Raw genomic sequence first — 21,889 nt, forward strand, 5'->3', positions numbered from 1 at the left:
CAGAAGTGCACGGTACGCAGATGCGACCGCGAGGTCTGGATCGTTCGCTCGCTGGCGCTCGCTCATACCTGCTCCTCGTCGTCCCACTCCGGCGCCAGGTCCCTGGCGATCTGGATGTCGTCGTTGCTCGCGCCGCCGTGGACCATGGGCCACACCATCGCGTCACGCTCGACCACGAAGTCGATGACGACCGGACGGTCGGTGATCGCCATGGCCTGCTCGATGGTCGCGTCGAGATCGGCTTCACTGTCGCACCGCAGGCCCACGCATCCGTAGGCGTCGGCGAGCTTGACGAAGTCGGGGATGCGGCGCGCGCCGATCGACTCCGGCCCGGTGTTGAGATCGGTGTTGGAGTACCGCTTGTCGTACAGCAGCGTCTGCCACTGCCGCACCATGCCGAGCGAGGAGTTGTTGATGACCGCGACCTTGATCGGGATGCCCTCGATCGCGCAGGTCGCCAGCTCCTGGTTGGTCATCTGGAAGCAGCCGTCACCGTCGATGGCCCAGACGACCTCGCCGGGCAGACCCACCTGGGCGCCCATGGCGGCCGGCACCGCGTAGCCCATCGTGCCGGCGCCACCGGAGTTCAACCACTGACGCGGACGCTCGTAGTCGACGTAGTGTGCCGCCCACATCTGGTGCTGACCCACGCCGGCGACGTAGGTCGCCTTCGGGCCGGCGATGGCGCTGAGGCGCTCGATGACGGTCTGGGGCGCAAGACCCTCGGCGGGCCTGTCGTAGCCCACCGGGAACTTCGCCTTGACGCCCAGCATCTGGCTCGTCCAGGTGCTGCAGTCGAGCGTGATCTCGTCCTGATCGACCTGCTTGCGCAGCGTTGTGATCAGGTCGGCGATGACCTCGCGGCAGTCGCCCACGATGGGCACGTCGGCGGTGCGGTTCTTGGAGATCTCGGCCGGATCGATGTCGGCGTGGATGACCTTGGCCAAGGGCGCGAACGAGGACAGCTGACCGGTGACCCGGTCGTCGAATCGGGCGCCGAGCGAGATCAGCAGGTCGCTGCGCTGCAAGCCGGCCACCGCGGCCACCGTGCCGTGCATGCCCGGCATGCCCAGGTGCAGCTCGTGCGAGTCGGGGAACGCCCCCCGGGCCATCAGCGTCGTGACGACGGGAATCTGGGTTAGCTCGGCGAGCTCGAGCAGCTCGGCCGACGCTCCGGCCTTGATGACACCTCCGCCGACGTACAGGACGGGACGCTCCGCCGAGGCGATCAGCCGAGCCGCCTCCCGCACCTGCTTGGCGTGCGGCTTGGTCGTGGGCCGGTAGCCCGGCAGCGCCAGCTCGCTCGGCCACACGAAATCGGTGTCCGCCACCAGCGCATCCTTGGAGATGTCCACGAGGACCGGTCCCGGTCGGCCCGTCCCCGCGATGTGGAACGCCTCGGCGATGACGCGCGGGATCTGGGCAGCATCGGTCACCAGGTAGCTGTGCTTGGTGATCGGCATCGTGATGCCACGGATGTCGGCCTCCTGGAAACCGTCGGTCCCGATGAGGTGGGATGCCACCTGGCCGGTGATCGCGACGATAGGGACCGAGTCCATGTAGGCATCGGCGATCGCCGTGACCAGGTTGGTGGCACCGGGGCCCGAGGTCGCCATGCAGACACCGACGCGGCCTGTGACCTGCGCATACCCCTGGGCCGCGTGTCCCGCACCCTGCTCGTGGCGGACCAGGATGTGCCTGATCGAGGAGTCGAACAGCGGGTCGTACGCCGGCAGGATCGCACCTCCAGGAATACCGAAGATGGTGTCGACCCCGGCGTGCTCGAGCGCCTGCACGAGGCTCTGCGCTCCGGTCATCGTGTCGGTCATGGCTGGTTCCTCGTCATTGCTCGTATCAGGTGGGTGGGACGGCTCGCTCGCATAAAAAAATCCCCCGGCCAGTGGCAAACGAGGGAGACGCGGCGCCGGGAAGGCGTTCGCGTCATACGACTACTACGAGGAGGTACACGCACACATTGCAAGTCTCACCCGCCGCCCCGACGTGGTCAAGTCGTGAGACGACTTGTTCCACGATGTGGTCATCTCAGGCTGGGCTGCCTCGCTTCCGGCTCCCCTCACTGGTTGGATGAGGTCATGACGAAGATGCTCGCCACCCTCTGTGCCGTGGCCGCCCTGACCCTGACGTCCGCCTGCGGCGGAGGAGGCGGGCGCCCTGCCGCGGACGAGATCTCCACCGCGCTGCAGGCCGAGGGCAATGTCCTTGGCACCGCGCTGCCGGCTGAGGCGGCCGACTGCGTCGGAACTGCGCTCGAGGGCTCCGAGCTCTCCGACCAGACCCTGCAGGCACTGGTCGACGGCGACGAGGACTACCAGAACAGTGATGACGAGGACGTCCTCCTGGGCGACCTGGCCGCAGAGGTCAGCGAGTGCGTCGCCCCCTGAGGCTCACCAGGCTGAGGCGGCGTAGTCCTTGAGGAACACGCCGTGCACGTCCTCGCCGGCCTCGCCACGCACGATCGGGTCATAGACCCGGGCGGCGCCGTCGACGAGGTCGAGCGGAGCCTTGAATCCCTCCGCTGCCAATCGCACCTTGGTGACGTGCGGACGTTCGTCGGTGATCCAGCCGGTGTCGACCGCCGTCATGAGGATCCCGTCGGCCTCGAGCATCTCGGCGGCGCTGGTGCGCGTCAGCATGTTGAGCGCCGCCTTGCTCATGTTGGTGTGCGGGTGGCCGGGTCCTTTGTACTGGCGGGCGAACTGCCCCTCCATCGCTGACACGTTCACCACGTAGGTGCGACGAGCGGTCGAGCTGGCCATGGCCGGACGCAACCGGCTGATCAAGATGAAGGGCGCCGTCTGATTGCACAGCTGCACCTCGAGCAGCTCCAGCGCGTCGACTTGGCCGAGATTCTGCGTCCAGCTGTTGATCGTGACCTCGTCGGGCACCAGTCCCCCGGCGTCGATGCGCGACAGGTCGGCCGAGCCGGCCGTCATCGCCTGCTCGGTCAGTTCGTCTGCTGAGCGCGCGACGCTGGCCAGGACCGGCGCGGCCTCGACGGACCCGACCAGCGCAGCGGGGTGCAGGTCGCTGGTGTGGCCGAATGTCTCGATCTCGGGCATCGGTCCGGGTGCCAGGGGCGTCGTCTCGGCCTCGGCCAGCGGTGCGTAGGCGCCTGGGGTGCGGCGGACGGTCTGCGCGGCGTTGTTGATGAGGATGTCAAGCGGTCCGGCAGCTGCGACGGAGTCGGCCAGGCCGATCACCTGGGCCGGGTCGCGCAGGTCGATGCCGACGATGCGCAACCGGTCGATCCAGTCGGCACTGTCCGGAACTGCGCGGAAGCGCCGCACCGCGTCGTGCGGGAAGCGGGTCGTGATGGTGGTGTGCGCTCCATCGCGCAGCAGGCGCAACGCGATGTACATCCCGATCTTGGCGCGTCCGCCGGTGAGCAGTGCCCGCTTGCCCGTCAGGTCGGTGCGGGCGTCACGGCGGGCATGGTTCAGTGCCGCGCAGTCCGGGCACAGCTGGTGGTAGAAGGCATCGACCACGGCGTACTTGGACTTGCAGATGTAGCAGGGGCGGGCGACCTGCAGCGTGCCTGCGCTGGCTCCCGCCGCCGAGGAGGCCAAGGCGATGCCAGCGGTCTCGTCGTCGATGCGCGAGGCGGACCCGGTGGCCGTGGACTCCACGACGGCCCGGTCGGCTGCCGCGATGGCGTCACGCTTGGCGATGCGGCGCTGCTTCTTGACGTCCTTGTAGAACTTGCCGCACGCATGCCGGAGGGCCACGTAGGACTCGTCGTCCTCGCCGAGGAACTGGGCCTCGCCGAGAACCTTCAGGGCGACTGCGAGCTCGTGCTCGTCGAACCCTGCTTCACGGTGCGATGGCATGGGCTCATTGTTCACCGACGCCACGGCCACGACCGTCGGCGGGCCGGCGCGAGCGCCGCGCGCACCTCCTCGGGAAGGTCGCCGGGCTCGAGCACGTGGACGATCGCGGCCCCGAGAGCAGCGGGTTCACCCCAGGCCGACAGCGCCGCCTCGACGGGGCCGGGCACCCCCGACGTGTGGACCACGCACCCCATCATCGGGCTGTCGTCGACGGTGTACCCGAAGGAGTGCACGTCACCCAGGGCGTCGAGCAACGCCTCGGGCAGGTCCCAGTCGGCCAGGCGCACCTCCGAGCCAGCGGGAAAGGGCGCGACGTACGGCTTGAGCTGCCCGACATAGGACGCCGACGCGGTCATGCCCGTCGGACGTTCGGGGTCGACGACGACGCCGACACCGCCCGGCAGCAGTGGCAGCAGGTCACGCACGGCGATCGGCAGCAGGTCCCAGGACTCCACGTGCAGGGCATCGGTGGCCAGATCCATCTGCGACCACACGCACACCATCTGTCGTCCCGGCACCGTCTCGCTTCCCGAGAACACCCCGGTCGCACGGTCGACACCGATCACGACCCGCGCGAGGAGGAAGTCCCACCGGGTCGCGAAGACCGGTCCGCTCATCGTGGTCAGCCGGTGACGGCGCCCTGCGAGGCGCTGCCGACGAGCTTGCGGTACTTGGCCAGCACACCGGTGGTGTACTTCGTGGGCAACGGCTCCCAGCCGACCTTGCGAGCCTCGAGCTCATCGGGATCGATCTCGACGTCGAGGGTCTTGTTGGCGACGTCGAGCGTGATGGGGTCGCCGTCCCGGACGAACGCGATCGGGCCGGCGTCGACGGCCTCGGGGGCGACGTGGCCGACACACAGCCCGGTGGTGCCACCGGAGAATCGACCATCGGTCAGCAGCAGGACGTCCTTGCCGAGACCGGCGCCCTTGATGGCTCCGGTGATCGCGAGCATCTCGCGCATGCCGGGGCCGCCCTTGGGACCCTCGTTGCGGATGACCACGACGTCTCCAGCGGCGATGGTGCCGTCCTCGAGCGCGTCCATGGCGGCGCGCTCGCCGTCGAAGACCCGAGCGGTGCCGGTGAAGACGTCGGAGTCGAAGCCGGCGCTCTTGACGACGGCCCCGTCGGGTGCCAGCGAGCCGTGCAGGATCGTGAGGCCACCGGTCTTGTGGATGGGCCGGTCGAGCGGGCGGATGATGTCCCCGTCGAGGCCGAGCTCGATGTGCGCAAGATTCTCGGCCATCGTCTTGCCGGTGACGGTCAGGCAGTCGCCGTGCATCAGCCCCGCGTCGAGCAGCGCCTTCATGATGACCGGGATACCGCCCACCTTGTCGACGTCGTTCATGACGAATCGGCCGAACGGCTTGAGGTCGCCCAGGTGCGGGACCTTCTCGCCGACACGGCTGAAGTCCTCGAGTGTCAGGTCGACCTCGGCCTCTCGGGCGATGGCCAGCAGGTGCAGGACGGCGTTGGTGGAGCCGCCGAGGGCCATGACCACGGTGATGGCGTTCTCGAACGCCTCCTTGGTCAGGATCTGGCGCGCGGTGATGCCGTGCCGCAGCATCTCGACGACGGCCTCGCCGGACTTGACGGCGTACTCGTCACGGCGCTTGTCGGGACCGGGAGGGGCCGCCGAACCGGGCAGGCTCATGCCGAGGGCCTCTGCGGCCGAGGCCATCGTGTTGGCGGTGTACATGCCACCGCAGGCGCCCTCGCCAGGACAGATCGCGCGCTCGATCTTGTCGACCTGCTCGCGACTCATCAGCCCACGCATGCAGGCACCGACAGCCTCGAAGGCGTCGATGATGGTGACGTCCTTGCCGTCGACGTTGCCCGGCATGATCGATCCGGCGTAGAGGAAGACGCTGGCCAGATCGAGGCGGGCCGCGGCCATCAGCATGCCCGGCAGACTCTTGTCGCAGCCGGCCAGCAGGACCGACCCGTCGAGGCGCTCGGCCATCATGACGGTCTCGACCGAGTCGGCGATGACCTCCCGGCTGACCAGCGAGAAGTGCATGCCCTCGTGGCCCATGCTGATGCCGTCGGACACGCTGATGGTGCCGAACTCAAGCGGGTATCCGCCGCCGGCGTGCACACCGGTCTTGACCGACTTGGCCAGCCTGTCCAGCGGAAGATTGCACGGCGTGATCTCGTTCCAGCTCGACGCCACACCGATCTGGGGCTTGACCCAGTCGTCGTCGCCCATGCCCACGGCGCGAAGCATGCCGCGCGCGGCAGTTGCCTCCAGGCCATCGGTCACGGTGCGGGAACGGGGCTTGATGTCGATGGGATGATCGGGTGTCTCGGCCATGGAGCCAAGATTACGACTGGACTCCGTCCCTGACCGACCCGGGCACATCTCGACCTCGCTCTCGCGGGGTGGCCGCGTCGCCGTCCTCGGCCGCGACGAAGTCGGCCGGACGGCGCTGCATGAAGGCACTGCGTCCTTCGGCGAATCCTGGCCCGGCGAGCAGGTCGAGCTGTTCGGCGGCCTCCGCAGCCAGCACACTCTCAAGATCCTGCTCGGCGGCGGACAGGATGCGGCGCGTCGCAGCGACGGCCGTGCGGGACAGGCGCGCGAGATCATCGGCCAGCTCGATCGCTCGAGCCAGAGCAGCTCCGTCGTCGACCACCTCGTCGACCAGACCGATCCGCTCGGCCTCGTCGGTCCGCACGGTGCGTGCGGTGAGCATCAGCGCACGAGCCCGCGCGGGTCCCACCCGCAGCGGGAGGGTGTGCAGCAGGCCGGTGTCAGCGGTCAGGCCGATCCGCAGGAAGGACGCGGCGAAGACGGCGCTCCGCCCGGTGACCGAGAGGTCGCACGCGGTCGCGAGCGCGAGTCCGAGTCCGTGGGCTCCGCCCTCGACCGCGGCCACGACCGGCAGCGGTCCGTGCGCGAGCGAGCGGGCGATGCGGTTGACCAGGTCGAGCCGTACGCGACCGACCTCGGGATCAGGCGACATCGAGCGGATGTCGCCCCCGGCGCAGAAGGTTCCCGCGGCGCCGGTCAGCACCAGGGCGCGGACCGAGGGCGCAGCGGCCGCGGCCTCCAGCGCCGCGATCAGCTCACGCCGGTCGTCCAGGTCCAGCGCGTTGCGCCGCTCGGGACGATTGAGTGTCAGGACACGGACGGGGTCGTGATCCTCGACCAGGACGGCAGGATCGGTCACGTCGACGCTCCTCGAATCATCTGGGTGGCGATGATGACGCGCTGGATCTCGCTGGTGCCCTCGTAGAGCCGGAACAGACGCGCATCACGGTAGAACCGTTCGACCGAGACCGATCGGATGTACCCCATGCCGCCGTGGATCTGGACGGCTCGGTCCGCGACCCGGTCGACCATCTCCGAGCAGTAGAGCTTGCAGCTGGACGGAGCCAGCCGCCGGTCGCTGCCGTCGTCGTAGGCCCGGGCGGCCTCGAGGACCATCGCCCGGCCCGCATACGCCTCGGTCTGGCTGTCGGCGAGCATCGCCTGCACCAGCTGGAAACGGCTGATCGACTCACCGCCCTGCTTGCTCGTGGTCGCGTGGGTGAGGCTCTCGTGCACCAGACGCTGCGCCATGCCGACACAGATGGCGGCGATGTGCAGACGTCCCTTGGCCAGCGACCGCATCGCGGCGGAGAATCCCTCCCCCTCGACCTCGCCGACCAGATGATCGGCCGGGACGCGGGCACCGTCGAGAAAGATCTCGCAGGTGGTCGAGCCCTTCTGCCCCATCTTGACGTCCCGCGGTCCCAGGGTGACGCCGTCGGTGTCGGTGGGCACGACGAAGACCGAGATGCCGTTCGCTCCGCTGCTGGATTCGCCGGTGCGCGCGAAGACCATCAGGACATCGGAGTTCTCGGCATTGGTGATGAAACGCTTCTGGCCCGAGATCACGTAGTCGTCGCCCTCGCGTACCGCCCGTGTCCGCATGCCGCTCGGGTCGGAGCCCGCCTCGGCCTCGGTCAGTGCGAACGACGCGACGAGAGCGCCGGCGGCCAGGTCGGGCAGCCAGCGCCGCTTCTGCCGCTCGGTACCGCAGTTGACCAGCACCTGGCCGGCGATGCCGTTGTTGGTGCCGAACATCGAGCGGAACGACGGAGTGGTCCACCCGACCTCCATCGCGAGCCGGACCTCCTCGCTCATCGTGAAACCGAGGCCGCCGTACTCCTCGGGGATCGCGTAGCCGAACAGTCCCATCTCGCGGGCCGCGTCGCGGATCCGTTCGGGGATCGCATCGGTCTCCTCGATCTCGTCCTCCGCGGACACGACGTCCTTGCGGACGAAGGTGCGGACGGCGTCGAGGACGGCGCTGAAGTCGTCGTGATCCATGTGGCTCTCCTTGCAGGGGCGGTGGTGGGTGGGATCAGCCGACCGGGGCAGGGGCGACGGCGGGGACGCCGACCACGCCGGCCTCGATCATCGCGGCGGTCTCGGAGCCGAGTCCCAGCTCGTCGAGCAGCGCTCGGGAGTGCTCTCCGAGGTCCGGGACCGCGCCCATCGGCAGCTCGACGTCGTCGAAGATCATCGGCGGCAGGAGGCCGCGGATCGTACCGGCCGGGGTCTCGACATCGCGCCAGCGGTCGCGGGTGCTCAGCTGGGGGTGGTCGACCAGACCGTCCATGTCGTTGAGCGACGCGGCGGCGACACCGGCGACGGCGAGGCGGGCGTCCAGCTCGGCGGTCGTCAGCGTCCGGGTCAGCGAGGCCACGGCTCCGTCGCACTCCTGCCGGTGGTGCACTCGGGCCTGGTTGGTCGCGAAACGTGGATCGGTCACCAGGTCGGGCCGGTCGAACACCTGGGTGACCAGGGCAGTCCAACCACGATCGTTCTGCACGCCGATCAGGATCTCTCCGTCGGACGTCGGGTAGGAGTCGTAGGGCGCGATGGCGGCGTGGCTCAGTCCCATGCGCGGGATCTGACGACCGCCGTACATCTGCATGTACATCGGGTGACCGAGCCACTCGACCGTCGCATCGAACATCGAGAGATCGAGCGTCGCGCCCCGCCCGGTGCGCTCTCGGCGCAGCAGTGCCGCGACGACGGCGTTGCAGGTGTACATCGCGGCGGCGATGTCGGCCGTCGGGATGCCCGTCTTGGTCCCGGTCTCTGGTGTTCCGGTGATCGAGACCAGACCTGACTCGGCCTGGATCAGCATGTCGTAGGCCTTGCGGTCGCGGCGTGGGCCGGCGGTGCCGTACCCGGAGATGCCGGCCGTGATCAGCTGCGGGTCGCTGGACCGCAGCAGGTCGGCACCGAGGCCGAGCCGCTCGGCTGCTCCGGGTGCGGAGTTCTGGACGAAGACGTCCGCGTCCGCGATCAGGCGCCGAGCGACATCGCGACCCTCCGCGGACTTGAGGTCGAGCGCGACCGACTCCTTGCCGCGGTTGAGCCACACGAAGTGCGACGCGAGCCCGTGGACGGCGTCGTCGTAGTTGCGCGCGAAGTCGCCCTCACCGATGCGCTCGAGCTTGATGACCCGGGCGCCCAGGTCAGCGAGGTGTCGAGTCGCCAGCGGTGCGGCCACGGCCTGCTCCAGCGTGACGACGGTGTAGCCGGCCAGCGGCAGGGCGGACGTGACGTCGGTCATGTGATCAGCATCGCGCGCCGATAAGGTCTGGTCCAATACTCAATACCGAACCGATTGTTTCGGTCTTGGCAAGAATCAGGAGCTCATCCCATGGAGATCGCCCAGCTGCGGGCCTTCCTCGCGGTCGCCGAGGAGCTGCACTTCGGCCGTGCCGCCGAACGCCTGCACATGGCACAACCCCCGCTGAGTCGCGCCATCAAGCAGCTGGAGCGCGATCTCGGGACCGAGCTGTTCGAGCGCACGACCCGAAAGGTCCGGCTGACGACGGCCGGCGAGGCCCTGCTCGGACCGGCGCGCGACGTGCTCGAGTCGATGCGGGTCGCCCGGTCGGCAGTGACCTCGGCCGGTGAGGGTGAGACCGGCACCGTGCGCCTCGGTTTCGCCGGCCCCTCGACGTATCTGCTGATCGGCCACCTCGGCCGCCTGGTGCGAGAACGCCACCCCGGAATCGAGCTCAACCTGCAGAGCACGACCTACGTGTACGAGGCACTTCGGCAGGTCATCGCCGGCGAGCTGGACGCCGCGATCGTGCGCTGGGAACGTGAACCTCCCGGCATCGCGCACCGCATCGTGGCCACGGAGCACTACGTCCTGGTTGTCCCCAAGGACCACCCGTTCGCGGGCCGCGAGCTGGTGTCGATGGCTGAGTGCCGCGACGAGGCATTCGTGGCCCTGCCCGCCGACCCCGGGTCGAGCGTCCGCGACGCGTTCATCCGCACGGCGTACGACGCCGGGTTCGCGCCCGACATCGTCCAGACCGCACCGGACTCGTGGACCGTCATGGCCCTCGTGGCAGCGCGGGTCGGCATCACGTTCACGATCGACACCGCGCTCGACGGCGTCCTGCAGGACGGCATCGCCATGGTTCGCCTCGCCGAGGGCCTCTCCCCGGTGTACGCGCGACTCGCGTGGCGCCACGGCGACCAGAATCCCGCCCTCCGCGAAGTTCTGCGCGCCTCGGTCGAGGCCCTGCCGACCCCGGCCGGAGTGACCGCCAGACCCGGCCCGCCTAGGCCCAGTCCGGCGTGATCCCAGCTAGCTTCACCAACCCGAGCTGCGTGGCACTGACCACGTGACGCCCCTGGTCGTCGAACAGCTCGCCGATCCCCAGACAACGACCGTGCGTCATCGCGTCGATGCGAGCATCGACCTGGTGCCATCGCCCGAGGTCGACCTCGCAGTGGAAGATCATCGCGTGGGTCAGGCTCAGGATGCGGCTGTCCGGCGCGTGCCGGGCGGCGCCGAGCGCTCGGAACGCCGGCTCGAGGATGGACATGTCGCTGACGTACGCGATCAGTCCGGCGCGCACCACCGGGTCCGCGGGCAGCGGGCCCGTGGTCCGCACCCAGGCGCTCTGCGCGTCGCCGCCGGGTGCGACCGGCTCCACATAGGCCGGCGGTTCCACGTGCCGGAACTCGACAGGACGCTCGATCCGCCACCAGGCGGGCACGCGAATGTCATCACCGAACCGGTCGACCAACGTCGACAGACCGTCCGGTGACGGCGCCGAGCGCGGCACGCGCGGGGCATGACTCGGCAGGTCCGAGCGCGTCGTCGACCATCGGGTGGTTGCCGTGAATCGCACCGCGCCGTCGTCGTCGCGCAGGGTCGAGCGACGCGTCGACAAGGACGTCGCTTCGGACAGCGGTTCGACCTCCCACGTCAGGTCCCTGCCTGTGGGGACTCCGGCGAGGAAGTCGGCCTGCAGGCTGACCACCCGTTGCGCCGGGTCGACGGTACGTCCGGCCGCGACCAGCGACTGCGCGAGCAACAAGCCGCCGAAGACCCGGTCCTCCGGGAACGTCTGGGTGCCGCCGCGCCAGCGGGTGGTCCGACGCCTGGCGTCGAGACCCGGATCGAACGGCTCCAGGTCCAGTGCCTCGAGCAGGTCGTCGAGCGTGACGGCGGGCGCGCGAGTCGCGTGCGGGGAATCATCCATGATGCATAGTTTGGGTGCACTCGACGCAGACTTCGACCCCTCATTGATGCGCACTGGAAAACAATTGATGCTGAAACCGGTATTGGAGTTTTAGGCGTGATCAAGGGCACAGTGATCCGGACCACACCACTGGAGGCACCACATGTTCCATCCGCTCGCCCGGGCTCCGCAGTCGCCACGACCGACTGATCGGACGCGACCCCGCCGACGGTCGTCCACCACGCTCATCGCGATGGCGGCCACGGGCGCCCTGGCCGTCGCCGGCTGCGCCTCACCGAATGCGATCGGCGCGAACGGTCTGCCCGAGCAGATGGTGTGGACCACCTACGGCACCGGGACCTCGACCTATGCCGACGTCGCTGCCGTGGCCGATGCGATCACCACCGCCGAAGGCACGCCCGTGCGCGTCATCACCTCCGACACCGGCATCGGGCGCCTCGCCCCGCTCCGCGAGGGCCCGGCCCACTTCGCGCGCACCGGAGACGAGTACATCTACTCCTTCGAGGGCGACGAAGACTTCACGACCGAGCGCTGGGGCCCCCAGGACGTGAGCGTCGCCTGGGCGCCGGTCGCGCCGCACGACCTGATGGTCCGCGCCGACTCCGGCATCGAGAACTTCGAGGACCTCGCCGGCAAGAAGTTCCCGAACGTCACCGCCAATCCCTCGGTCAACAACAAGCTCGAGGCATTCCTCGCCTACGGCGGACTGACCTTCGACGACGTCGAGCTCGTCGACGTCAGCTACGGCGATCAGCCCGCGGCCCTCCAGTCCGGAAAGCTCGACGTGCTCTTCCAGCAGGTCTACGGCTCCTCGCTGTACGAGCTCGAGGCATCGGTCGACGTGCGGTGGTTGAGCATGGACGACACGTCGCCCGACCGAGTGGCGAAGGTCTCTGAGATCTCACCGTCGGTCGACATCGGCGAGTTCGCCGATGCGCCCGGCCAGCCGGACGGCAAGCCCGACAAGGGCCTCCTCTACTCGGTCCCGGTCGTCACGTACACCGACACCGATCCGGACATGGTCTACGCGACGGTTCGCGCCATCGCCGACAACTACGAGAAGTACGCCGACAGCACGGCGACCACGGACCTGTGGTCTCCCGAGGCCGTGCTGCACGCACCCAAGCAGGTGCCGTTCCACGAGGGGCTGATCCGCTACCTCGAGGAGGAGGGCCTGTGGACCGACGAGGCACAACGTCTCAACGACGACCTCGTCGAGCGCGGCGAGCAGCTGCGCGCCGGGTGGCAGGACGTCGTCGACGAGAACGACGAGGACGAGCTCCCCGCTGCATGGAGCGCCTGGAAGTCCAGTCTGCCCGCCCCCGAACCCATCAACACCTCCGACACGAACGAGGAGAGCGCTCGATGAGCTCAGCCACTCTGCCCCCTCCCGCAGACACGACCCCGGACCACGTTCCCGATGCCCCGCCGGAGACGCGCGGGACCGCACGCTGCGGGCCGGTCGTCCGCGGCATCGTCATCGTCCTGACCCTGGTCGGGATCACCCTGACGGTCAGCCAGACGTTCTTCTGGAATCCGTTCAGCAACGGCACCCTCCTGGCCAGCGCCTTCCTCTACTTCGTGCTCGCCTGCTTCCTGCCGGTCGTGTTCCTGGCATTCCCGGCCACGAGTCGCCACGGCCAGACGTCCGTGCCGACCTACGACGTCGCGCTGGCCGTCGTCGCAGGTCTCGTGCCGGCCTACCTCGGCCTGCATGCCGAGCAGATCCTCACCGAGGGCTGGGACTACGTGGCTCCCACCCTCGCCCTCGTCGCGAGCTTCGCGCTCTGGGCGCTGGTGCTCGAGACCCTGCGCCGCACCGCCGGTCTGGTCGTGACCGTCATCGCCGGCGCCTTCTCGGTGTACCCGCTGGTCGCCGGTGGCGTGCCTATCGGGTTTCTCGAGGGCATCCAGTACGACCTGGCAGGCACCGCGACCAAGCACGCGCTCGGCGTCGAGTCGATCCTCGGTCTGCCGCTGCAGACCGCCGCCGGCATCCTGATCGGCTTCCTGCTGTTCGGCGTCGTGCTCCAGCACACCGGCGGCGCCGGTTTCTTCCACGACTTCGCCCGGTCGCTGTTCGGCACGGCGCGCGGTGGATCGGCCAAGGTCTCGGTCGTCAGCTCCGCGTCGATGGGCATGATGAGCGGCAGCGCCGTGTCGAACGTGCTGACCACGGGCCCGATGACGATCCCTGCCATGAAGAAGTCCGGCTTCTCCGGCGAGTACGCGGCCGGCGTCGAGGCCACCGCATCCTCGGGCGGATCCATCACGCCGCCGATCATGGGCACGGCCGCCTTCCTGATGGTCTCGTTCCTCGGCGTGCCGTACACCGAGATCGCCATCGCCGCTGCGATCCCGGCGTTCTTGTACTACGTCGGCATCTACACCCAGGTCGACGCCTACGCGGCCGGCAAGCGGCTGCGCGGCGAGGCACGCGCGAGCCTGCCCAGGCCCGTCCCCACCCTTCTGGCCGGCTGGCCGTACCTGGCGGCACTCGGTGGGCTTCTCTACCTGCTGGTGGCGGTCGGCCAGGAGGCCCAGGCGCCCTTCATCGTGGCCGCAGCGCTGCTGGCCTACGCCGTGCTGCGACCGCGCAACCGGTTGCGCCTCTCGGACCTGACCACGCTGCTGTTCAGCGCCGGACGCACCCTGGCCGAGATCCTCGGCATCATCGCGGGTGTCGGCCTGATCATCGGGGGCCTGTCGATGACGGGCGTCTCCCTGTCCCTGGCCCGCGAGCTGGTCAACTCCGTCGGAGGAAGCGTCGCGCTGATCCTGATCGCAGGTGCCGTGACGTCGTTCGTGCTCGGCATGGGCATGACCGTGTCAGCGGTCTACGTGCTGCTGGCCATCGTCATGGCCCCTGCCCTGGTGACACTCGGCATCGACCCGATCGCTGCACACCTGTTCGTCATCTACTGGGCGACCGTCTCCTACATCACGCCGCCCGTCGCGCTCGCCTCGTTCGCAGCGGCCGGAATCGCCGGGACACGCCCCATGCGCACGAGCCTGACCGCCATGCGCCTGGGCATGGTCAAGTACGTCATCCCGTTCTGCTTCGCGCTCAATCCGGCGCTCGTGGCGCAGGCCGGGCTCGGCGAGGTCCTGCTGACCCTCGCCTTCGCGATCGTCGGCGTCGTGGCGATGGCCTGCAGCTTCGAGGGCTATGCGATCGGGATCGAGCGGCGGCTGAGCCCGGCCTTGCGTGTCATCGGCCTGGGCGCTGGATTCGCCACCCTCCTGCCCGAGATGACCAGCAGCCTGATCGGCCTCGGAGTCGTCGCGGTCGTCGCGGTCGTCGCTCGCTTCACGGCTCCGGCACCGGAGCCCGTGCTCGAGCAGGACGTCGCCGAGACCGACCGAGCCGCCTCAGAGCCCGCCCGATGACCGTCACCGACCTGCGCACCGCGGTCGCCGAGTACGTCGAGGACGGCATGACACTGGCCCTCGAGGGCTTCGGCCACCTCATCCCCTATGCGGCCGGCCACGAGATCATCCGACAGGGTCGCCGTGACCTGACCGTCTGCCGCATGACCCCGGACCTGATCTTCGACCAGATGATCGCGGCCGGGTGCGTCAGCAAGCTGGTGGCGTCCTTCTTCGCCAGCGGATCCGCGGGAGGGCTGCACGAGATCCGGCGTCGGGTCGAGCACCATGATCCCGAGCCGCTCGAGGTCGAGGAGTACAGCCACTACGGCATGGTGTGTCGCTACCAGGCCGGGGCGTCGTCCCTGCCATTCATGCCGCTGCGTTCCTACGCCGGCAGCGACCTGCCCGAGCTGAACGACCAGATCCGTCTGGTCGCCGACCCGTACGGCGGCCCTGACATCTACGTGGTCCCCGCGCTGCGCCCCGACGTCACGTTCGTGCACGCCCAGCGCGCCGATGCCGACGGCAACGTGCAGATGTGGGGCATCGTCGGTTCACAGCAGGAAGCGGCCTACGCCGCTTCGAAGGTCGTCGTGACGGTCGAGGAGATCGTCGACACGGCGGTCGTGCGGGCCGACCCCAATCGCACCGTGCTGCCCGCGCACGCCGTCGACGCCGTCGTCGAGTGCCCTGGTGGCGCACACCCGTCCTACGCCCAGGGCCACTACGACCGCGACAACCTTTTCTACCGTGACTGGACCGCCATCAGCCGCGACCGCGACCGCCTGCTGGGTTGGCTCGACGAGTGGGTCCACGGGGTGCCTGACCGGGCCGCCTACCTCGAGAAGCTCGGCCCGCAGCGCTGGAGCGACGTGGGCGTGGCCTCTCGTCTCTCCGGTGGTCGACTACGGTCGGCGTCGGACGACGCCCGCCGGTGCCACGGACGGAGCAGCACCATGACCGCCACCGACCTCGATCTCCTCAGCGACGTCGACGCGTCCAGCACCGAGTTCCTGGCGACGGTCGCGGCCCGCGAGCTGGTCGGCGTCCACCGGGTCTTTGCCGGAGTGGGCCTCCCGACCCTGGCCGTCGACCTGGCACGACGCACCGTCAGCCCCGACGTCGAGCTGATCTACGAGTCGGGTGTGTGCGGCGCCGATCCCGAGGCGATGGCCGAGGGCATCGCCGACTCCGTCCTGGTGTCGGGGGCCGCCTCGGTCCTCTCCGTCCAGGCACTCTTCGGCTACGTGCTGCAGGGCGGCCATGTCGACGTCGGCTTCCTCGGCGCCGCACAGGTCGACCGTTGGGGCAGTCTCAACACCAGTGTCATCGGCGACTGGCACCAGCCGACAGTTCGTCTGCCCGGGTCCGGTGGGGCTGCCGAGATCATCGCCAGCGCCGGCGAGTGCATCGTGGTGATGCGGCGGCACGACCGCGGCGCCCTGCCCGCCGAGCTCGACTTCTGCACGTCACCGAGTCCGGTGCGGGCGCATGCGCAGGATCCACGGATGGTGCCGCCCGGACATGGACTCTCCACCCTGATCACTCCGCTGGGCGTGCTGCGACGGCCCGACCCGCTCGGTGAGCTGGAGCTGACCCAGGTGCACCCCGGGGTGTCGGTCCAGCAGGTGCTCGACGCGACCGGGTGGCCGTTGCGTGTGGCCGACGAGGTCATCGAGACGCCCCGCCCGCGCATCGAGGACGTGCGGCTGCTGCGCGAGGAGATCGACATGGTCCGCCTCTACCTGCGGTGATCACGTCCCGATGACCCTCCCGACCGCCACGACCAGCCCCGGCACCGGCCGGACGGCCTATGTCGCGCTGCTCGCACTCTCGACCCTGGGCACCTTGTCGAGCACGATCATGACCGCACCCATCAACGAGATCGCGCGGTCCCTGGACGCGACGCCGAGCCAGATCGTCGTCGCGGTCAGCGCGTTCACGCTGGCGATGGTCCTCGCCTCGCCGCTCGCCGGGTGGACCTGCGAGCGCTTCGGCACCAAGAGGGTGCTGCTGGCGGCGCTGGTCCTCATGGTGGTGGCCCAGCTCGGCGCCTCGACGAGCGGGTCGCTCGTCGAGCTGGTCGCCTGGCGGGCGCTGCAGGGCATCGCGTGCTCCGCGATCCCGCCAGCAGTCCAGCAGACGCTCGCGAGGCACTGGGCGCACCGCCGCGCCCAGGCGATGGCGGCGTGGGCCTCGGCGATCGGCGTGGGTCAGGCACTCGGTCCACCGCTCGGCGGCGCTGTTGCCGACCTGCTCGGATGGCGAGCGGTCTTCGCGACCCACGCCGCACTCAGCATCGTGCTGTTCGTCCTCGTGGTGTGGCGCGTACCGACCGTGCGGGCCGGACGTCCACCGATGCACGTCACGGGCATGACGACCCTCGTCGTCGGCGTCGGTGCGCTCGTGGTGTCGTTCACCTGGGCCGGGCAGGGCGGCAGTGCCGTCGTCGGCGCGAGCCTGGTGGGTGTCGGCGTCGCCGCCCTCGTGGCGCACGCGGTGCTGGCTCTGCGCAGTCCGCGGGCCTTCGTGCCTGCCCGGCTGCTCATCGAGCGGCGATACCGACGATCCACCGCCGCCGCGGCCACCTCGATGGCCTGCCTCGGCGTCGTGATCGTGTCGACCCCACTGCATCTGGGACGTGACTGGGGTCTGGGACCCGGCGCGATCGGAGCGACCACCCTGGCCCTGGCCGCAGCCATCACGGTCTTCGCCCCGTGGTCCGCACGGCTCGGCCGCCGGTGGAGCCCCCGCAGCGTGCTGGGCGGCAGTCTCGGAGTGCTGGCCACCGGAATGCTGCTGCTCGCCGCGGTCGGCAGCCATGAGTACCGGGCCGTGGTCCTGGCCGGCACCGTCGTCGTCCTGGCCCTGACCGGCGCCGCGATCGGGATCGTCCAGGCCGGGTCGGCGCTCGGCGTGATGCGCTCGGATGCGGCCTCCGGCACGTCCAGCGGAGCAGCCCTCGGGATCCACAACATGATGCGGTTCTCGGGCCTTGCGGCCGGGTACGCCTGGGTCGCCACCACGTGGCCGACCGGCAGCCTGTGGTGGGTCTACGGCGGACCCGTGGTCCTCGTCGGTGCGACGCTGATGGTGCTCGCCGGACCTCCCGCCGCTCCGACCGAGGACGCCACGAGCACGGCGGGGCTCACCCGATGAGGCCGGGTCGTCTCAGCCAGCGCCGGTCATTCCGGCAGCTCGGCGTGCTCGGCCAGCAGTCGACCGGTGTTCTGGATGTGCTCGATCATGGCTGCTCGGGCCGCTTCGGCGTCGCGGGCGCGCAGTGCGGTCAGCACCTCGACGTGGTCGCTGCGCGTCGCCTCGGTCCACCCACTCACCCGGTGGTACGAACGCAGCGGCACGTAGCGCGTCGCCGTGCGCAGGAACCACTGCAGCTTGGGAGCGTCGGCGGCCAGGTTGATGGCGCGATGGAAGGCGTGGTTGTGGCGCTCCACCGCGTCGAGGTCGTGTGCGTCGAGCGCCACGGTCAGCTCGTCCTGCAGCCGCCCGAGCTCGGCGATCTGCTCGTCGTCGAGCGAGACGGCCGCTCGGGCGGCCAGCTCGCCGGCCAGCTGCGCCTGCACCCAGAACAGGTCGGTGAGGTCGCCGATCGTCAGCGGCGCCACCGCGAACCCGCGTCGGGGTTCCAGACGCAGCAGCCCCTCACCCTGCAGCAGCAGGAGACCTTCGCGGACCGGGGTCACGCTGATGCCGAGCTGGTCGGCCACCGGCTCGACGCGGACGAACTCGCCGCCTCGCAGCTGCCCGGTGAGCACGAGCTCGCGCACGTGGGCCGCGACTTCCTCGCTGAGCTGGGATCTCTGCACGGCCACACCCTAGCCTCTGTCATGAATCATGCATCATATATGATGCATGGGAAGCCCTATCACTCTCCGTCTCTCCCTGTGGAAGGACTCGGCCCATGACCGCCGCCCACCCGTCGCCGCCCCCCGGGCCCTTGGCCGGACTCCGCATCGTCGAGCTGTCGGCCTTCGTCGCGACACCTCTGTGCGGCATGACACTGGCCCAGCTGGGCGCCGAGGTGATCCGGGTCGAGCCCCTCGGTGGTGCAGCCGATCGCGGCCGCTGGCCGCTCGCCGATGACGGCAGCTCGCTGTACTGGACCGGGCTCAACCGCGGCAAGCGGGCACTCGCGGTCGACCTGACCCGGCCTGAGGGACGCCAGTTGGTGGCCGACCTGGTGACCGAGGCGGGCGTGCTGGTGACCAACACCGAGCGATGGCCCGAGCTCGCTCCTGCCCTGCTGCGCGAGCGACGCCCCGACCTGATCCACGTGCTCCTGACCGGCCGTCACGACGGCAGCACGGCGGTCGACTACACGGTCCAGGCCTCGACCGGCTTCCCGCTGATCACCGGTCCGGACGCCCTCGCCACTCCGGTCAATCACGTGCTCCCCGCGTGGGATGTCGCCGCCGGGCTCTACCTGACCACGGGCCTGCTCGCAGCCGACCGCGAGCGGCTGCACTCCGGTGTCGGACGCGACGTGCGGGTCGCTCTGGAGGACGTGGCGATGGCGACCGCCGGACAGCTCGGCTATCTCGCCCAGGCGCAGCTCGACCCCGAGAACCCTCGTGCACGCGACGGCAACCACGTCTACGGCACCTTCGGCACCGACCACGTCACCCGCGACGGTGCCCGATACATGCTGGTCGCGCTCACCCCCCGTCAGTGGAGCGACCTGCTCGCGATCACGGGGCTGGGTGACGTCGTGGCATCCATCGCAGCAGCTCTCGGAGCCGACCTCGACGACGAGGGCGAGCGGTACCGCCACCGCGGCGTGCTCGCGCCGCTGGTCTCCAGCTGGTTCGGCCGCCTGAGTGCCGACGAGGTCGAGAGCGCACTCGCATCCACTCGGGTGCTCTGGTCCAGGTACCGCAGCTTCGAGGACATGGTCGCGCCGTCTGGCATCGTCCACGATCATCCCTTGTTCAGCACCGTCGACCAGCCCGGGGCCGGTCGGTACCGCGCTCCCGGCTCTCCTGTCGTGCTCGACGGTTCCTACGCTCCCCCGCACGCTGCGCCGGTCGTCGGGCAGGACACGGCCCAGGTGCTCGCCGACCTCGGGATCTCCTCCGACGACGCCGCCTCGCTCATCGCCGACGGCCTGGTCGCCGGCCCTGCCGTCGAAGGAGGAGCAGCATGACCAGCGCCCTCCGTGTCGCGACGACACTCCTGTTCGTGCCCGGAGACCGCCCCGAGCGGTTCGCGAAGGCTGCTGCTGCCGGGGCCGACGTGGTCGTGATCGATCTCGAAGACGCCGTGTCCCCGGCCGCCAAGGACGAGGCCCGCACCGCTGCGCTCGACTGGCTGAGTGCGGCGGGGGCCGCCGTTCGCATCAACGCGACGAGCACACCCTGGTACGACGCCGACGTCGCCGCTCTGTCTGCTGCCGGGGTACCCCGGCAGGTCGTCGTGCCCAAGGCGGACCGGGCCGCCCTCACCGCGGTGACTGCGGCCCTACCCGACGGCACCGAGCTGATCGCGCTGATCGAGACGGCCGGCGGAGTCCTCGACGCAGCCGCCATCGCGACCACGCCCGGTGTCGTCCGACTGGCGATCGGCACGTACGACCTCGCTGCCGAGCTCGGCGTCGACCCGGACGACGCGATGGCGATGGCGGCAGCCCGCGGCGCGCTGGTGCTCGCCTCGGCCGGGGCAGGCCTGCCTGCCCCGATCGACGGCGTCACCGGCGACGTCCGGGACCCCGCACGCCTCGAAGCCGACGTGACCGCCGCACGACGACTCGGCTTCGGCGGCAAGCTGTGCATCCATCCGACCCAGGTGGCACCGACCGCGAATGGCTTCGCCCCCGAACCCGAGGAGATCGACTGGGCACGCCGCATTGCCGACGCCGCAGAAGCGTCCACCGGTGGGGTGTGCACGGTCGACGGCCGGATGGTCGACGGCCCCGTTGTCGCCCGCGCGCGCAGGATCCTCGACCACCACCACCCAGGAGAAGAGACCCATGAGTGAGCTCACCACCGACGAGCAGGCGATGGTCCGTCTCGTGACCGAGTTCGTCGACGACCGGGTTCGCCCGGCCGTCCGCGAGCTCGAGTCGACCGACACGTACCCCGAGGACCTGATCGAGGAGATGAAGAAGCTCGGCTTCTTCGGACTGCTGATCCCCGCCGAGCACGGCGGTGTCGACGTCAGCACCACGTGCTTCGCCCGGGTCACCGAGGAGCTGGCGCGCGGTTGGATGAGCCTGGCGGGAGCGATGGGCGGCCACTCGGTCATCAGCTACCTGGTGCGCGAGTTCGGCACCCCCGAGCAGAAGGAGCGGCTGCTGCCGCGCATGGCGGACGGAAGCCTCCGCGCCACGATGGCCCTGACCGAGCCGTCCGGGGGCAGCGACCTGCAGGCGATGCGCACCCACGCCACGCGCGACGGCGACGACCTGGTGATCAACGGCTCGAAGACCTGGATCTCCAACGCCCAGCACGCCGGCCTCATCGGGCTGCTGTGCCTCACCGACCGCGACGCGTCGCCCACCCATCAGGGCATGAGCGTCGTCCTGGTCGAGGCCGGCGAGGGACTGCACGTGTCGGGCAAGATCCCCAAGCTCGGCTACCGCGGCGTCGAAGCCTGCGAGCTGACCTTCGACGGGATGCGCGTACCGGCCGACGCCGTGCTCGGCGGCGTGCCGAACCTCGGCTGGGGTCACATGATGCGCGGCCTCGAGGTCGGTCGCATCCAGGTGGCCGCTCGCGCCGTCGGTGTCGCCCAGGCGGCCTTCGCAGATGCGCTGTCGTACGCCCAGCAGCGTGAGTCGTTCGGCAAGCCCATCTGGAAGCACCAGTCGGTCGGCAACCTGCTCGCCGACATGGGCACCAAGGTCCGCGCCGCGCGACTGATGACCACGGACGCAGCCGTTCGGCTCGACGAGGGCAAGCGGGCCGACCTGGAGGCCGGCATGGCCAAGCTGTTCGCCTCGGAGGCGGCCATGGAGGTCGCCCTCGACGCCGTGCGGGTGCACGGCGGCTACGGCTACAGCAAGGAGTACGACGTCGAGCGCTACTTCCGTGACGCCCCGCTGATGATCGTCGGCGAGGGAACCAACGAGATCCAGCGCAACGTGATCGCGGCCCAGCTCGTGGCCCGCGACCAGCGCCCGAGCAGCAGGAGCTGAG

Annotated in this window: 18 protein-coding genes; 9 read left to right on the forward strand and 9 right to left on the reverse strand. The window is 69.8% G+C overall.

The window, feature by feature from the left end:
- Positions 1-62: 62 nt before the first annotated feature.
- Positions 63-1,829, reverse strand: coding sequence for an acetolactate synthase large subunit (locus ACHAA3_RS09930; protein WP_435708838.1), 1,767 nt, complete (start codon positions 1,827-1,829; stop codon positions 63-65).
- A gap of 264 nt (positions 1,830-2,093) precedes the next feature.
- Here ACHAA3_RS09930 and ACHAA3_RS09935 point away from each other — a divergent pair, with 264 nt between their 5' ends.
- The gene (locus tag ACHAA3_RS09935; RefSeq protein WP_435708839.1) at positions 2,094-2,402 is read left to right on the forward strand and encodes a hypothetical protein; all 309 of its coding nucleotides are present in this window, start codon (positions 2,094-2,096) and stop codon (positions 2,400-2,402) included.
- 3 nt (positions 2,403-2,405) lie between these two features.
- On the opposite strand, the gene ACHAA3_RS09940 is transcribed toward ACHAA3_RS09935, so the two are convergent.
- From ACHAA3_RS09940 to ACHAA3_RS09965, 6 genes are read right to left on the reverse strand one after another with little or no spacing between them, the layout of a single operon-like run.
- Positions 2,406-3,848, reverse strand: coding sequence for an SDR family NAD(P)-dependent oxidoreductase (locus tag ACHAA3_RS09940; RefSeq protein ID WP_435708840.1), 1,443 nt, complete (start codon positions 3,846-3,848; stop codon positions 2,406-2,408).
- 11 nt (positions 3,849-3,859) lie between these two features.
- On the reverse strand, positions 3,860-4,465 hold the full coding sequence (locus ACHAA3_RS09945) for a hypothetical protein (protein WP_435708841.1): 606 nt from the start codon (positions 4,463-4,465) through the stop codon (positions 3,860-3,862).
- A gap of 5 nt (positions 4,466-4,470) precedes the next feature.
- Positions 4,471-6,162 carry a dihydroxy-acid dehydratase gene (gene ilvD / locus ACHAA3_RS09950; RefSeq protein ID WP_435708842.1) on the reverse strand — a complete coding sequence of 564 codons (1,692 nt, stop codon included), beginning with the start codon at positions 6,160-6,162 and terminating at the stop codon, positions 4,471-4,473.
- Between the two features lie 10 nt (positions 6,163-6,172).
- Positions 6,173-7,021, reverse strand: coding sequence for an enoyl-CoA hydratase/isomerase family protein (locus ACHAA3_RS09955; RefSeq protein WP_435708843.1), 849 nt, complete (start codon positions 7,019-7,021; stop codon positions 6,173-6,175).
- A complete protein-coding gene (locus tag ACHAA3_RS09960; RefSeq protein ID WP_435708844.1) occupies positions 7,018-8,166 on the reverse strand; it encodes an acyl-CoA dehydrogenase family protein in 1,149 nt (382 codons plus the stop codon). The genes ACHAA3_RS09955 and ACHAA3_RS09960 overlap by 4 nt, the downstream gene beginning before the upstream one ends.
- A gap of 34 nt (positions 8,167-8,200) precedes the next feature.
- Positions 8,201-9,424, reverse strand: a complete 1,224-nt coding sequence (locus tag ACHAA3_RS09965; RefSeq protein WP_435708845.1) for a CaiB/BaiF CoA transferase family protein — start codon at positions 9,422-9,424, stop codon at positions 8,201-8,203.
- Positions 9,425-9,514: 90 nt separating this feature from the next.
- On the opposite strand from ACHAA3_RS09965, the gene ACHAA3_RS09970 reads away from it, so the two are divergent.
- Positions 9,515-10,453, forward strand: a complete 939-nt coding sequence (locus ACHAA3_RS09970) for a LysR family transcriptional regulator (RefSeq protein WP_435708846.1) — start codon at positions 9,515-9,517, stop codon at positions 10,451-10,453.
- Here the strand turns inward: ACHAA3_RS09970 and ACHAA3_RS09975 are convergent.
- Positions 10,434-11,363 (reverse strand): acyl-CoA thioesterase, encoded by a 930-nt coding sequence (locus tag ACHAA3_RS09975; RefSeq protein WP_435708847.1) that lies wholly within the window; start codon positions 11,361-11,363, stop codon positions 10,434-10,436. The two genes, ACHAA3_RS09970 and ACHAA3_RS09975, sit on opposite strands and share 20 nt — an antisense overlap.
- A gap of 232 nt (positions 11,364-11,595) precedes the next feature.
- Here ACHAA3_RS09975 and ACHAA3_RS09980 point away from each other — a divergent pair, with 232 nt between their 5' ends.
- Genes ACHAA3_RS09980 through ACHAA3_RS09995 form a run of 4 tightly spaced genes read left to right on the forward strand, consistent with a single transcriptional unit; the run spans position 11,596 to position 17,894 of the window.
- Positions 11,596-12,732 (forward strand): TAXI family TRAP transporter solute-binding subunit, encoded by a 1,137-nt coding sequence (locus ACHAA3_RS09980; protein ID WP_435708848.1) that lies wholly within the window; start codon positions 11,596-11,598, stop codon positions 12,730-12,732.
- Positions 12,729-14,753, forward strand: coding sequence for a TRAP transporter permease (locus ACHAA3_RS09985; RefSeq protein WP_435708849.1), 2,025 nt, complete (start codon positions 12,729-12,731; stop codon positions 14,751-14,753). Before ACHAA3_RS09980 ends, ACHAA3_RS09985 begins: the two co-directional genes overlap by 4 nt.
- The gene (locus tag ACHAA3_RS09990) at positions 14,750-16,489 is read left to right on the forward strand and encodes a CoA-transferase (RefSeq protein WP_435708850.1); all 1,740 of its coding nucleotides are present in this window, start codon (positions 14,750-14,752) and stop codon (positions 16,487-16,489) included. The genes ACHAA3_RS09985 and ACHAA3_RS09990 overlap by 4 nt, the downstream gene beginning before the upstream one ends.
- Before the next feature lie 10 nt (positions 16,490-16,499).
- Positions 16,500-17,894, forward strand: a complete 1,395-nt coding sequence (locus ACHAA3_RS09995) for an MFS transporter (protein WP_435708851.1) — start codon at positions 16,500-16,502, stop codon at positions 17,892-17,894.
- A gap of 26 nt (positions 17,895-17,920) precedes the next feature.
- Here ACHAA3_RS09995 and ACHAA3_RS10000 read toward each other — a convergent pair whose 3' ends face one another.
- A complete protein-coding gene (locus ACHAA3_RS10000; protein WP_435708852.1) occupies positions 17,921-18,562 on the reverse strand; it encodes a GntR family transcriptional regulator in 642 nt (213 codons plus the stop codon).
- Positions 18,563-18,657: 95 nt separating this feature from the next.
- Between ACHAA3_RS10000 and ACHAA3_RS10005 the strand changes: the two genes are divergently transcribed.
- Genes ACHAA3_RS10005 through ACHAA3_RS10015 form a run of 3 tightly spaced genes read left to right on the forward strand, consistent with a single transcriptional unit; the run spans position 18,658 to position 21,888 of the window.
- A complete protein-coding gene (locus tag ACHAA3_RS10005) occupies positions 18,658-19,899 on the forward strand; it encodes a CoA transferase (protein WP_435708853.1) in 1,242 nt (413 codons plus the stop codon).
- The gene (locus tag ACHAA3_RS10010) at positions 19,896-20,729 is read left to right on the forward strand and encodes an HpcH/HpaI aldolase/citrate lyase family protein (RefSeq protein ID WP_435708854.1); all 834 of its coding nucleotides are present in this window, start codon (positions 19,896-19,898) and stop codon (positions 20,727-20,729) included. The genes ACHAA3_RS10005 and ACHAA3_RS10010 overlap by 4 nt, the downstream gene beginning before the upstream one ends.
- On the forward strand, positions 20,722-21,888 hold the full coding sequence (locus ACHAA3_RS10015) for an acyl-CoA dehydrogenase family protein (protein ID WP_435708855.1): 1,167 nt from the start codon (positions 20,722-20,724) through the stop codon (positions 21,886-21,888). Before ACHAA3_RS10010 ends, ACHAA3_RS10015 begins: the two co-directional genes overlap by 8 nt.
- Position 21,889: the final 1 nt, after the last annotated feature.

The organism is Aeromicrobium sp. CF3.5, assembly GCF_051262695.1.
Lineage (GTDB): Bacteria > Actinomycetota > Actinomycetes > Propionibacteriales > Nocardioidaceae > Aeromicrobium.